This window comes from Anabaena sp. CCY 9402-a (genome assembly GCF_963920945.1).
GTDB lineage: Bacteria > Cyanobacteriota > Cyanobacteriia > Cyanobacteriales > Nostocaceae > Trichormus > Trichormus minutissimus.
This window is the reverse complement of the sequence record NZ_CAWUDL010000012.1, coordinates 78,921-92,035: the sequence shown is the minus strand read 5'-3', so window position 1 is coordinate 92,035 and position 13,115 is coordinate 78,921. Positions and strand designations below refer to the sequence as shown.

At 39.1% G+C, this 13,115-nt stretch carries 14 protein-coding genes; 8 read left to right on the top strand and 6 right to left on the bottom strand.

The annotated features are described in order from the left end of the window. Positions 1 to 706: 706 nt before the first annotated feature. A complete protein-coding gene (locus ACM0OR_RS06710) occupies positions 707 to 1,273 on the bottom strand; it encodes a DUF2808 domain-containing protein (protein ID WP_323267967.1) in 567 nt (188 codons plus the stop codon). Positions 1,274 to 1,481: 208 nt separating this feature from the next. Here ACM0OR_RS06710 and ACM0OR_RS06705 point away from each other — a divergent pair, with 208 nt between their 5' ends. The 3 genes from ACM0OR_RS06705 to ACM0OR_RS06695 are packed head-to-tail and all read left to right on the top strand — an operon-like array spanning position 1,482 to position 3,097. Next, positions 1,482 to 1,970, top strand: coding sequence for a hypothetical protein (locus ACM0OR_RS06705; RefSeq protein WP_323267968.1), 489 nt, complete (start codon positions 1,482 to 1,484; stop codon positions 1,968 to 1,970). Between the two features lie 27 nt (positions 1,971 to 1,997). Next, positions 1,998 to 2,696, top strand: a complete 699-nt coding sequence (locus ACM0OR_RS06700; RefSeq protein ID WP_414575552.1) for a hypothetical protein — start codon at positions 1,998 to 2,000, stop codon at positions 2,694 to 2,696. A 32-nt stretch (positions 2,697 to 2,728) separates the two neighbouring features. Continuing rightward, positions 2,729 to 3,097 carry an Rnf-Nqr domain containing protein gene (locus tag ACM0OR_RS06695; protein WP_414575553.1) on the top strand — a complete coding sequence of 123 codons (369 nt, stop codon included), beginning with the start codon at positions 2,729 to 2,731 and terminating at the stop codon, positions 3,095 to 3,097. Here ACM0OR_RS06695 and ACM0OR_RS06690 read toward each other — a convergent pair. The 4 genes from ACM0OR_RS06690 to ACM0OR_RS06675 form a co-directional block, all read right to left on the bottom strand. After that, positions 3,089 to 4,045: a hypothetical protein gene (locus ACM0OR_RS06690; RefSeq protein ID WP_414575551.1), complete on the bottom strand. Its 957-nt coding sequence runs from the start codon at positions 4,043 to 4,045 to the stop codon at positions 3,089 to 3,091. The two genes, ACM0OR_RS06695 and ACM0OR_RS06690, sit on opposite strands and share 9 nt — an antisense overlap. An 11-nt stretch (positions 4,046 to 4,056) precedes the next feature. Continuing rightward, positions 4,057 to 4,725, bottom strand: coding sequence for a hypothetical protein (locus ACM0OR_RS06685; RefSeq protein WP_414575550.1), 669 nt, complete (start codon positions 4,723 to 4,725; stop codon positions 4,057 to 4,059). A gap of 82 nt (positions 4,726 to 4,807) precedes the next feature. Next, entirely contained in the window at positions 4,808 to 5,482 is a 675-nt protein-coding gene (locus ACM0OR_RS06680) for a response regulator (RefSeq protein ID WP_414575549.1), read from the bottom strand. Positions 5,483 to 5,613: 131 nt separating this feature from the next. Further along, positions 5,614 to 6,708: a sensor histidine kinase gene (locus tag ACM0OR_RS06675; RefSeq protein ID WP_414575548.1), complete on the bottom strand. Its 1,095-nt coding sequence runs from the start codon at positions 6,706 to 6,708 to the stop codon at positions 5,614 to 5,616. Positions 6,709 to 7,094: 386 nt separating this feature from the next. On the opposite strand from ACM0OR_RS06675, the gene ACM0OR_RS06670 reads away from it, so the two are divergent. Genes ACM0OR_RS06670 through kdpC form a run of 5 tightly spaced genes read left to right on the top strand, consistent with a single transcriptional unit; the run spans position 7,095 to position 12,104 of the window. Then, the gene (locus tag ACM0OR_RS06670) at positions 7,095 to 7,421 is read left to right on the top strand and encodes a hypothetical protein (RefSeq protein WP_414575547.1); all 327 of its coding nucleotides are present in this window, start codon (positions 7,095 to 7,097) and stop codon (positions 7,419 to 7,421) included. Continuing rightward, positions 7,397 to 9,076 carry a potassium-transporting ATPase subunit KdpA gene (gene kdpA / locus ACM0OR_RS06665; protein WP_414575546.1) on the top strand — a complete coding sequence of 560 codons (1,680 nt, stop codon included), beginning with the start codon at positions 7,397 to 7,399 and terminating at the stop codon, positions 9,074 to 9,076. Before ACM0OR_RS06670 ends, kdpA begins: the two co-directional genes overlap by 25 nt. 51 nt (positions 9,077 to 9,127) lie before the next feature. Beyond that, entirely contained in the window at positions 9,128 to 11,191 is a 2,064-nt protein-coding gene (gene kdpB / locus ACM0OR_RS06660) for a potassium-transporting ATPase subunit KdpB (protein WP_414575545.1), read from the top strand. A 21-nt stretch (positions 11,192 to 11,212) separates the two neighbouring features. Further along, positions 11,213 to 11,458, top strand: a complete 246-nt coding sequence (gene kdpF, locus ACM0OR_RS06655; RefSeq protein WP_414575544.1) for a K(+)-transporting ATPase subunit F — start codon at positions 11,213 to 11,215, stop codon at positions 11,456 to 11,458. Position 11,459: 1 nt separating this feature from the next. Then, complete coding sequence (gene kdpC / locus ACM0OR_RS06650; RefSeq protein ID WP_414575543.1) at positions 11,460 to 12,104, top strand: K(+)-transporting ATPase subunit C; 645 nt, start codon at positions 11,460 to 11,462, stop codon at positions 12,102 to 12,104. 73 nt (positions 12,105 to 12,177) lie between these two features. Here the strand turns inward: kdpC and ACM0OR_RS06645 are convergent, their stop codons facing one another. Next, the gene (locus ACM0OR_RS06645; RefSeq protein WP_414575542.1) at positions 12,178 to 13,050 is read right to left on the bottom strand and encodes an S-methyl-5'-thioadenosine phosphorylase; all 873 of its coding nucleotides are present in this window, start codon (positions 13,048 to 13,050) and stop codon (positions 12,178 to 12,180) included. Between the last annotated feature and the right edge of the window lie 65 nt (positions 13,051 to 13,115).

Sequence of the window (13,115 nt, the reverse complement as noted above, 5' to 3'; positions counted from 1 at the left end):
AGCAGTTATCTATTTTATTTATAGTATTTTATCATAACCACTCTAGGAGAGCCATTAATTTTTGCATGATTGTCTTGGTTTGTATCGAAATACTTGACCACAGCTTTGTTTCTCTGTTGAGGAATGATCGATAAATCACTAAAACTTAGCGGTGGAAAAGCTTCCTTTTTATGTAATACATGATTGCTCTAACACATGATAATGATTGCCTGATGGGTATAAATGTGATCCATCAGCCTGAAAATTCACCATATTTATCAAGGCTTATTTAAACGAGAAAAATGTGCTTTTTTGGCTGAAATGGTTTGTTCATGAGACTGTAAAAACTGAAGTGCTTGATTTGCAAAGCTCTTAAATTAAGATAAGGTTAATAAAACTTTGTGTAAATCTACCGATAGTCATATATTAACTTTGTATATGCGATATCCTAGAAGCTTAATTTAGTTAAAATTTTGATGAAGATGACTGCATAATGCGGATAATTACTAATATTGAGTAATTTATTTTACTAGCTGATTAAGTATAAAAAATACTGGCGTAAAAATTACAAGTGATATGTAAAACATTTTAAATAACGTAGAATGAGCAAAGCCTACGTATATTTAAAAATCAAATATGAATCCTATAAATATATTTATTTTTGAATTTTGTAGCTTGTTTTCCTAGGTCGCCGTAAACCTAACCTAGAGGATATTTTGAATTATTATTACCAACCATAAAGGAAGGGAAAATAGTTACTTCTATGGTTATAAAAATGGAATCTGCCAAAACCAAGAAATTGACTGTGGTTTTTCTCCCCTTGGGGAAAAGCGGTCACTCCAAATAAGTAAACACCCGCAGATGAGGGATTTTGCCAGGGTTTTAAACCTATGGTGATAGTTTTACCGGGTGATACTGATGGGTCAAAGATTAAAGATACTGTTCTAGTTTTGCGATCGCTAGTTACATCTTTTAATCTAATACTCTCACCTCTGCGTGAGCGTGTACCCTCAAAGGCAATAGTGTTTTTCAGGTCAAAACGAATATGATCTACTCCCTCACGCTGATTAATCGTCATCTTTTGTAAGGGTTCACCCGCATTTTCTGGCACGCTGACAGTGAAATAATAGGTTGCACCCCAGATATAGACTTCATTGTATGTAGTTGCAGATTCGACTAGGCGAGGCGGTTGAACAAAATACACTGTCCCATCTTGTAGCTGAATCGCTTGACTCTGACTACATATTAAAGCTGTGGTGGCGATCGCTGTACCCAATACAACTGCAAGGCGCATGGCTTTATTGATATAACCAACTAGATCACAATTATACCGGGGATATTAGTTTAAAACTCTCTAAAAAAATTAATATTTATTATTAATACATTGCAAGAATCACTATTATTACTTAAAGCTTCAAGGTTTTGTTAAACTTAGTTGATAAGTGTTGTCAAAGTTACTGTTGAGGTTAGAAACTAAAGGTACAACACAGGCAATTATTCTTATGAATACTATTTCTAAATTTGAATTCAGACGGTCAAGTTGGCAAAATGCTGTCTTGCTTGCTCTTGGCTTTTGGCTAAGTGCTAGTCTCGTATTAGATTGGGTAATTATGCCTAGTCTTTATCTCTCTGGCATGATGAACCAAGATGGTTTTACTACCGTTGGCTATGTGATTTTTTGGGCTTTTAATCGCCTAGAATTATTATTTGCCGCCGGAGTTCTGACTGGTGTACTGGCTTGGAGAAAAACTTATGATCAGTGGAATACTAACTGTCTACTTTTCGCAGTCATACTATTTGCGATCGCTCTTTTAAACACCTATCTATTAACTCCGCAAATGTGTGCGCTTGGTGTTCATCTCAATTTATTTGACACAGTATCGACAATTCCCGCAGAGATGAATCTGCTTCATGGTAGTTATTTCTTCCTAGAAGTAATCAAGCTAGTAGCAGGTGGCGCACTGTTTATCCGTTGCTGGCAGCAGTCATAAGGATTAATATCGTGTCGGTGAATAGTTATGAAAATTAATCGAGTTGCTTGGGTACTCATAGTATTAGGTTTAATCTCGATTAGTTTTCTCATTTTTTTTCAAATCAATTCATTCCAATCAAAAGATGCCAAGCGTGCAAAGTTTTGTAAAAGTGCTAAAGCACTAACAGCGACACCGGAAGTCATCGCAGTCGATAAATATGATGCGAACGGAGTTAAGTATCGTGGGGGAACATTATTCAGAGAAATCTCCCTGAAGCCTGACAGAACAATTCCCGTAATTATTTTTCCGCAATCTCTCTCTGCTAAGGTTTGGTTAAAGTTTCCCCAATCATCTATTTATTATCTCGGTCGTGGGGGTGATAAAAGTTGGCAAGAATGGCTTTCCTCTGACCACTTTTATCTGCTAGAAGTTCCACCACAGGTAACTGGTTTAGCCTTTGGTAGACTCTGTTATCGCAATGGTGATGTTGGCGTTAAAACTATCAAAAAGGTAGAAAAAATCTCGGCTAATAAAATAGTTATCAACGATGAAATTCATCTTTCTCTGACCTCACCATTACCTAAAATTAATTCATCTCATATCATTGTCAATGCAGGAAGCGATCGCCGCGATACCCTAGGGTTAAAAACAGAAGTATATTTCACAGCCGAAAAATTTGTTCCACATAGCATACAGCAAGCAAGCTACAAGCCCCCACTAATTGTCTTTAATTTTAATTTTTAATTTTTAATTGGAGCGTTCGCGTAGTGTCTCGTATGAGAAGCGACTTGACGCAGTTGTTAGCATTAATGATTTCCTGGGTAATTGAGCTACCGACTGTGTTATTTATACTAGGAATTACCCAGCAAATACGTTCTCGTTGGGATGTCTACAATGCGTTAATTTTAGCGTGTGCTGCAACCCTCTTTACCCATCCCCTAGCTTGGGAAAGTAACCAAATACTGATTCCTTACATGAAATTTCCTCTGAGAGTAGCAATAATAGAAAGTTTAGTTGTAATTGCTGAAGGTATTCTATATAAAATATTTTTAAAGTTAGATTGGCGAAAAGGGTTTTTTTTATCCATGATTGCTAATACAACTTCGTTTTTAGGCGGGCTGTTAATTCATAAATTGTCAAGATGAAATACTTTCACAATTCATTTTGCTTTTTTCTGGGATTGCTAAAGCTAGAAGCAAAATTGGAATTTCCACCCAAGCATGAACTGCTGCGATAATTCCATAAACAGCACGGGCATTGATGAATGATATAGTAAAACCAACAAATAACAATGTACTTAAAAACACCACTAACCAAGGAAAAAAACTGTTAGTTATTTTATATTGATGAGGATTATCCCACTTAGGTAAGACTCCAATAACTACGGCGTAGTGCATAGATTGTAGAAACACTGCTGCGGAAAAAGCATGAATCGCAATCGCTTGATTTTGTAGTTGCGGTGGTATAAATACTCCCAAATGAAACTCCAGCCCCCCTGCGGGAAATAAAGATGCTTTTAAGTCTACTAAACCAATAGAAGATAAAAATTGGTCGAGGAGTCCAGAAATAATAACTAAGGGAACTAAAATAAATACTACAGAACAGGCTAATAAAGCATAATTTCGTTGTCTACCTCGCAATTTTTCAGCGATAAATCCCACAGGGGTAATGTTATGTAATATAGCTAACAACAATAACGTGAGAGTTGCTGACCAAAATATCCCTACGGCGAGAATGGCACATAATGCAATCCCCAAAATTCCTAATCGCCAGTCTTTTTTCACTAATACTGGTGTCACAAGTGCAACTAATCCAATTACACAACTTAATTCTAAGGGGATACTTACCCAAGTAGAAACTAGTCCAAATACTTGCAAGCTGCGAAAACAAATGATTAGTAATAATAACTGGTTAATTCTCAAACGCAAATCATTTCCAAGACGCTGGCTAAAGCGATTATTAACGTAATGTAGTTCTGTTAAAACATGGGTAAGTCCAAATGTTGCTAACGTAAATGTGTAAGTAGCAAGAGGAAAAGCAACAGATAATATTGCACTAATTAATACTAAAACAGTAGCCACAACTATTGACATTATTCTGAAAATTAGCTTCGGTTTCTGAAAATTTTTGATTTTTTATAAACTAGCATCATGCCAACTATTGATAGTCCAGGGATTATCAAATTTAAAAAGTTTAATTGATGATTAAAGGAAGGTAAAGGCCTTTTATCTTGTGCTTGATAAGCTTTTATTTCTGAAGTGTCTAGTTGAGAAGTATAGATGACTTCCTTATATTTTAATTCGATAAATTTGGGCGTAATCGCCACAATTTCTAAAATATCAGAGACTTTTTTGACTCCATATCTATCTGGTAGTAATCGCAAAGAAGAAATACTATTTTTACTAGGAATTAAAAGCGATGCTTTACTATTCCAGTCTTTAATAGATTCATCTCCATTACTCTCAAGAATATCCTGAGATTTCACTTGAGATTTTTCGATGGCGTAGATATCGCTATACTCTCGATACCCATTTAATTCCAAACATTTACCTTGTTTGATAATTCTGTTATATGTTGGTAGGCTGGGGTTTTGTGATTTTATCTGGGCAATTAATAAATAATTGGAATATTTATTAATATTTGCTATTTGGAAACAGTAAGAAACTGGAGATTCTCCGGGAGGTAAAACATCCGCCCACGCCGGGGGTGATTGGATGTAGGTCATGAAAGTCAGTAAAATTGATATTTTGACGATGTTTTTCAGGGATTTCATGAGTCTAAAAGTAAAATGAATTTACAGATCATAGTTATAACCTATAGGAATAAATAAAATTCTAAATCTAAACTGGGGACTGTCAAAGGAATTTGTTGTGTTTGATCAATTGTTTTTGGAAAGCAATCATAACTGCGGCTTGGCGATCGCTGACTTTTAATTTATGCAAGATAGCATGGACGTGTACCCTAACTGTACCGGGTGTAATGTAGAGGATTTCAGCTATTTGTTGATTGGTTTTTGCATCTGCTAGCAGTTCTAAAATTTCTTGTTCACGCTGGGTGAGAGGATTAGCGATTTGGGGGTTGGAGTCAACTTGTGACGTATTGACTGTAAAAGAAGAACGAATTTCTTGGGTTGCGGTTTCATCCCACCAAGATGCACCACTCGCCACTGAACGCAGTGCTAATACTAATTTTTCCGCCGCAATACCTTTCAAACAATAACCTTGTGCGCCAGCTTCAATCAACTTGGCAATGAGGGTTTTTTGGGAGTGGGATGTGAGGATTAATATAGGTAAAGGGGGATTTTGTTGTTTAATCAGACGACAGGCTTCAATTCCACCAATCCCTGGTAATCCTACATCCAAAAGCACAACATCAAAAGGATATTGCTTAGTTAATTCAATTGCTGTTTCACCGTCTTCGGCTTCAGCCGTAATCTCAAATAGGCTATCTTGTTGCAATCGCACACGCAAGCCTAGGCGGAAGAGTTCATCATCCTCAACTAAGAGAATTTTGATTGGGGTAGAAGACATCTGATACCATTTTGGATTTTGGATTTTGCGGAAAGTTCTTATCGTGGGAAACCCGCCGTAAGAAACTTTTCAAGATGGATTTGGATTGAGAATTACCTTCTGCATCAAACTGTATGTGAATTAATCTGTCACTACTCAGCACTCACTGGCAAAACGGGTAGTTTAAAACTAAAGATAGCACCAGTAGGCACTCTGTTCTCTGCCCAGATTATACCGTCATGTGCGGCGATGATTTGGCGTGATAGGTAAAGCCCCAATCCAGAACCTTTAGCTTGTCTATCACTATGTCCTTGATAAAATCGCTCGAATAAGTAGGGGAAGTGTTCAGGTAAAATCCCTGCACCAGTATCTAAAATTTTGACAACTTGATAAGAGGCTTGGGGTGCTAAAACTATCTCAACGCGATCGCCTCGTCGAGAATGATTGATAGCGTTGACTAACAAGTTAGTGAAGACTCTTTGTAATTGCAGTGCATCACCGTTTACCCACAGCGATCGCCTAAAATCTGAATCACCATAATTAAACGATAGATGTACACGACGACTAGCAGCTAATTGCGTTAGAGTCATAGAAACCTCCTCCGCCAAAAAAGTTAAATCTACAGGTGCTAGATTCAGCTTTAAGCCTTCGGTATCATTGCGATAGATATCTAATAAAGTTTCTAATAGTTGCAGAGACGTTTCATGGCTACGTGCCATTGTTGCTAAGATTGGCTGTTGGGTTGGTAAAACTGCACCAAATTGCTCTTTTTGAAAGGCTTTGATAGTTTCAATTGCACCTAACAATGGCGTTTTCAAATCGTGGGTAAGCGTAGAAGCAAAATCTTCTCGTAATCTTGCTAATTTCTCTTGTGATTCTAACTTGGTTTTGGTGAGAGCGATCGCTTCTTGTGAACGACGCAATCTTTGACTTAAAAACCCCGTTACAATTAAAGCCATTGCAGCAATAAAACGGCTGGCAAATACAGAAATTTTCATGGCTGCGTTTCCAGGTAGCCATACATTTAATATTGTGAGGAGAACTGCTACAAATGTGGCTTGCACAGTTGCCCGTTCTCCAAACCAAGAGTTTACTAATAGAATCGCTCCACTGTAGAGATATCCAAATACGTATTCACTAGGCGTAGAATACTCTAAAACTCCTAATATGATAAATATTACTAAAATAATCAAAGTTCTGACATATTGTATCTTCGTAGATAGTATATTCTTTTTGATATCGACCATTTATTAATAACCTGTTAATTACTCAAATAAATCTCTATTGAGTTGCTTCTTTTTTAATCATTCATAACCGTGAACTCTATATAAAAATCCGGTTTGATTTGGAGAAAAAATCTCGCCCCCTCAGAGCTTTCGGTGCGTTACGGCTTACGCCTAACACACCATACATATTTTTCAAAAATCAAATATAAATCCTATATTAATTTTATTTCATGAAAATCGCGTTTATTTAAAAATATATGGCGTTTAGATGGGAACTAAACACAGTAAACACTAAATAAACGTTTATTTATATCTTCTATACCTTGTTTTCAGATTTTCTACAATCCATCATATAAATTAATAAAACTAGAAATAGAGCCAGTCTCTATCCAGGGAAATATGCTGTTATGGCATTAGGTTTAATTAGTCTAAAAGTACAGATCAACAATTGTTGGTGTGGTGTGGCGGTAAGTAATCTCCATCTTCCAGCCAATTGCTTTTTAATAGGTCTTGTCAGAGGAAATAAAGTCATCTCAGCAAGTGCAGAACCAACTATTTTTTGTGGTGACGAATTGCTAGGTTTGACATTAAATTCAGCCCAAGTACCAGAATTAAAGTTTGTATTACAGAAAACCCATCCAATTTACTACTCATTTAACGAGTGTTTACTAAATAATTCCAATATTCCTGTCAGGAGTTTAAAAAATTCATGTTGCAAGGATGGATACAAATAGCTTTGACCTTAATAATTGTCATTGCTATCACTCCCTTCTTTGGGAGATATATGGCTCGTGTTTACATGGGAGGAAAAACATTACTTGATCCTATACTTAATCCCGTGGAAAGGTTGATTTACAACTTGAGTGGCGTGTATTCACAGTTAGACATGACGGGCAAACAATATGCCACATCAGTATTATATAGCAATCTCATGATGGCTATTTTGGTGTTTTCCATCTTCATGTTGCAAGGAGTCTTACCCCTAAATCCTACGGGTTTGGGTGTACCAAGTTGGGATTTAGCACTACACACTACCATATCTTTTGTTACCAATACAAATCAACAGCACTACTCAGGAGAGACAACCTATAGCTACGCCAGTCAAATGTTTGCTTTAGGTTTTCTGATGTTCACCTCAGCAGCAACTGGTTTGGCTGTGGGTATAGCGTTTATTCGGGGTTTAACTGGTAGACCCTTGGGGCATTTTTATGTTGATTTAACTAGGTCAATTACACGCATATTGCTACCGTTATCTATTGTGGGGGGCTTATTGTTAATCTTGGCGGGTGTACCAGAAACCCTAGCAGGAGTAGCAATCGCCAATACTCTAGAAGGTTCAACCCAGGCGATCGCTCGCGGCCCTGTCGCCCATTTTGAGATCATAAAACAGTTAGGAGAAAATGGCGGTGGTTTTTTTGGCATCAACTCAGCCCATCCCCTAGAAAATCCCAATGGTTTCTCTAACTTATTAGAGACTGTAGCCATGATTTCCATCCCTACAGCCTTAATTTACACCTATGGTGTATTTGCCAACAACCGTAAGCAAGCCTGGTTAATCTACTGGATGGTATTTATTATATTTGTTGTCTTGATTGCGATCGCAGCTATAGGAGAATATCAAGGCAATCCCCAAGTTAATGCCCTCTTAGGGTCACAACAACCGAACTTAGAAGGTAAAGAAGTCCGCTTTGGTTGGGCGCAAACCGCACTATGGGCAGTCACCACTACAGCCACAATGTGCGGTGCAGTCAACGGAATGCACGATTCTTTAATGCCTCCTGGCGGATTTGTGACTCTATTTAATATGTTCTTGCAAATCATTTGGGGAGGACAAGGAACAGGAACAGCCTACCTATTTATCTACTTAATTTTGGCAGTATTTCTCACCGGCTTAATGGTAGGACGCACACCAGAATTTTTAGGACGCAAAATTGAAAAAAAAGAAATCATCCTCGCCAGCGTCGTCCTCTTAGTTCATCCCTTCGCCATTTTAATTCCTTGGGCAATAGTATTTGCCTTCCCCGACACCCTCGGAGGCATTAGCAACCCTGGTTTTCACGGTGTTTCCCAAGTAGTTTATGAATACGCTTCCGCCGCCGCCAACAATGGTTCAGGCTTTGAAGGATTAGGCGATAACACCCTGTGGTGGAATCTCACCGCCAGCCTTAGTATCTTAGCCGGTCGTTATATCCCCATCATCGCCTTACTACTCCTAGCAGATAGTATGTCCCGCAAACAGCCCGTTCCTATGACCTCCGGCACACTCAGAACCGACACCAGACTCTTCACCACAGTTACAGGCGGCGTAATCCTCATCCTCGGTGCATTAACCTTCTTCCCCGTATTAGTGCTAGGCCCCATCGCCGAAGCCTTCCTCATCGCCTCTTAAAAATCTCCGCGCCACTCCGCGTAAACCTCCGCGTCCCTCTGCGTTAAAAAAATGAAAACCAAAACTCGCCAACAACGCAAACATACACCCAAACCCAAAACCACCGGACTCTACACCAGAGCATTTAAACAAGCGTTTGTCAAATTAGATCCCCGTCACCTACTCCAAAATCCGGTAATGTTCCTAGTTTGGATCGGCACAATTATTACAGCATTAGTCACAATTGAGCCTAACCTTTTCGGCAACACTCCCGGTAACAACCCCCGATTGTTTAACGGTTTAATTACCTTAATTTTGTTCTTCACCATTGTATTTGCCAACTTTGCCGAAGCCGTGGCGGAAGGACGGGGTAAAGCTCAAGCTGACACTTTACGAGCCACAAAATCTGATACTACCGCCCGCAAACTGCTTCCTGATGGCACGATTCAAGAGGTGAACTCTACTGCTTTACGTCGCGGCGACCAAATTAAAGTTATTGCTGGTGACATGATTCCAGCCGATGGCGAGGTGATTGCTGGGGTTGCTTCTGTGGATGAATCTGCAATTACAGGGGAATCAGCACCAGTATTAAAAGAACCAGGAACAGATATTGCCAGTTCTGTCACCGGAGGAACACGGATCATCTCTGATGAATTGGTCATCCGTGTCACATCTGACCCCGGACAAGGTTTTATTGACCGCATGATTTCCCTGGTGGAAGGTGCAGCTCGCACTAAAACACCGAATGAAATCGCACTGACAGTTTTATTAGCGGTTTTAACTCAAGTCTTTTTAGTGGTGATTGCGACGTTACCTACAGTATCAGTCTACGTAAAATCACCCGTGAGTATTGCCGTTTTAATCGCCTTATTAGTAGCACTGATTCCTACAACAATTGGCGGATTATTAAGTGCGATCGGGATTGCAGGGATGGATAGAGTTGCCCAATTTAACGTCATCGCCACCTCTGGACGAGCTGTAGAAGCCTGTGGAGATATTAACACTTTAGTATTAGATAAAACCGGGACGATTACTTTAGGCAACCGCTTGGCAGAAGAATTTATTCCTGTTAACAGTCATACTTTGGATGATGTAGCCAGAGTAGCATTAGCATCCAGTGTATTTGATGAAACTCCAGAAGGTAAATCTATTATCAAACTGTCCGAAAAATTTGGCGCAAGATTGGATTTCGACACGAAAAAATCAACAGGAATTGAGTTTTCTGCTAAAACGCGGATGAGTGGAACTGACTTACCCAATGGGTTAGAAATTCGCAAAGGGGCAGTAGATGCTATTAAAGGATTTGTGCGTTCTAGAAATGGGCAAATCAGTCCCGAATTAGATGCAGCTTATGAGAGAGTTTCTAGATTAGGTGGAACTCCATTAGCAGTGTGTCAAAATGGTGATATCTATGGCGTAATTTATCTCAAAGATATTATCAAACCCGGCATTAGAGAACGCTTTGACCAAATGCGCCGCATGGGAATTAAAACTATCATGCTCACAGGAGATAACCGCATCACGGCATCTGTAATTGCTCAAGAAGCAGGAGTTGATGACTTTATTGCTGAAGCCACTCCAGAAGATAAAATTGAGGTAATCCGTCGCGAACAAGCCCAAGGTAAATTAGTAGCTATGACAGGGGATGGTACTAATGATGCTCCTGCACTAGCTCAAGCAAATGTCGGTGTAGCAATGAATTCTGGGACACAAGCAGCCAAGGAAGCTGCTAATATGGTGGACTTAGATTCTGACCCCACAAAATTAATTGATATTGTCACTATTGGTAAGCAATTGTTAATTACCCGTGGAGCATTAACAACTTTTTCTATTGCTAACGATGTCGCCAAATATTTTGCAATTATTCCTGCTATTTTTCCTGGAATTGGTGTTAGTGGTTTAAATGTTATGGGTTTAGTTAGTACCCAATCTGCGGTTTTATCAGCTTTGATTTATAACGCTTTGATTATTCCAGCCTTGATTCCTCTAGCATTAACTGGGGTAAAATTTCGACCGTTAACTGCTGATCAACTTTTGCAGCGCAATATCTTTATTTATGGGCTTGGTGGTGTGATTGCTCCTTTTATCGCTATCAAAATTATTGATGTTTTGATTGCTAAGGTTGGACTAGCTTAATGTAATTGAGAAGTTAGAATAATGAAATGTTTACTATCACAGGATGTTTTAGAAATGCTTGCCTTCATCAATGCAAAAAGTCACAGAATACCTCTGACTATATTTCTGATCATGTGTTTTAACGTGCTGCTATCACCAGTCGTTGCAGCCGCCACACCTGGAAAAGTATCACACTGGCAAGTTTACACTATTAGTCTTTTAGGATTAGTGACTGTTGCTCTTTGTATTTATTTATTCGTTGTGATTTTTCAACCGGAGAAATTTTAAAATGAGCCAGATCCGTCAAATTAGTAAAGCTATCCGTTCTACCGCAACTCTGTGGATATTGACAGCATTTATTTATCCCTTTTTTATGCTACTCTGTGGACAAATATTATTTCCTTTTCAAGCTAATGCTAGCTTAATTACTAACTCCCAAGGAACGGTAATTGGTTCAGCATTAATTGGTCAACCTTTTGCTGGTGAACAATATTTTTGGAGTCGTCCCAGCACCACCAACTACAGCACGGCTGATCCGAAAAATGATCAAGCGGGAATCTTAAAAACTGGAGTTTCTGGTGCGAGTAATTTAGCTCCTAGTAACCCAGCATTGTTAGAACGTATCCAAGGTAAAGATGATTCTGATCCTAGTAAAAAAATTGTCGGCGACTTGACACGTTTACAAAATTCCGGAGTGCAAGCAACCGCAGATTTAGTTTATACATCAGCGTCTAGCCTTGATCCTCACATTACCCTTGAAGGAGCTAAAGCGCAAATTGCACGAGTCGCCCAGGCGCGGGGTGTTGAAACCAACCAATTGGAAACTTTAATTATTCAAAATATTGATGGTCGTTTTTTAGGTATCTTTGGCGAACCTGGCGTGAATGTGTTGAAGTTGAATTTAGCTTTAGATGTCTTAAAGCCTGCTAGTTAATATTTGGCGTTGCTGAGTGAAAATATGATTTATATTCAAATTCAGCAACGACCAAAATTGAGTTACGAGAAGTCTACAAATATTTCTTTAACAACAAACCTAACTTCTCTTTTGTCTCTGCTGGTGCTTTAGCTAAGTTTGTCAAAATCGCATATTTCAAAGCAGAATGTGCGTCGCTGGTGGGTGGTTTTTCACTCAAGCGGCGGACAGTTTCTTGAATCACTTTTTGAGCGTTAACGGCATTCCGTTGTAAATTGGCAATTACCATTTCTACTGTGACGCTATCATGATCTGGATGCCAACAATCATAATCTGTCACTAGTGCTAAGGTTGCATAGGCAATTTCGGCTTCCCTGGCTAATTTAGCTTCTGGTAAATTGGTCATACCAATGACGGTTGCACCCCAACTGCGATAAAGATTTGATTCGGCTTTAGTGGAGAATGCTGGCCCTTCCATACAAACATACGTACCACCATGATGCAGGGTGACATCTGGTAAATTTAAAGATGCGATCGCTTCCCCTAAAACCCCTGCTAAATTTTGACAAATCGGCTCACCAAAGGCAATATGTGCCACAATCCCTTCCCCAAAAAATGTGGAAACCCGATTTTTGGTTCTATCTATAAACTGATCTGGTACTACCATATCCAGTGGTTTTGCTTCTGCTTTCAAAGAACCCACTGCACTAGCTGAGATTAAATACTCTACACCTAGTTGCTTCATGGCATAGATATTGGCACGGAAGGGTAACTCTGAAGGTAACAGCGTATGATTACGTCCATGACGCGCTAAAAAGGCTACTCGCACTCCATCCAAACTCCCCATAATTAACGCATCAGAAGGTGAACCAAAAGGCGTTTCAATTTGCACCTCTTCCACATCTTTTAGGGCTTCCATTTTATATAAACCGCTACCACCAATAATCCCAATCTTTGCATCAGCCATGAGCTTTGACCTATTTCTTGCTAATCTGCCTAGTCATTCTACCGAAAAGGCGAGTATCAGAGGAG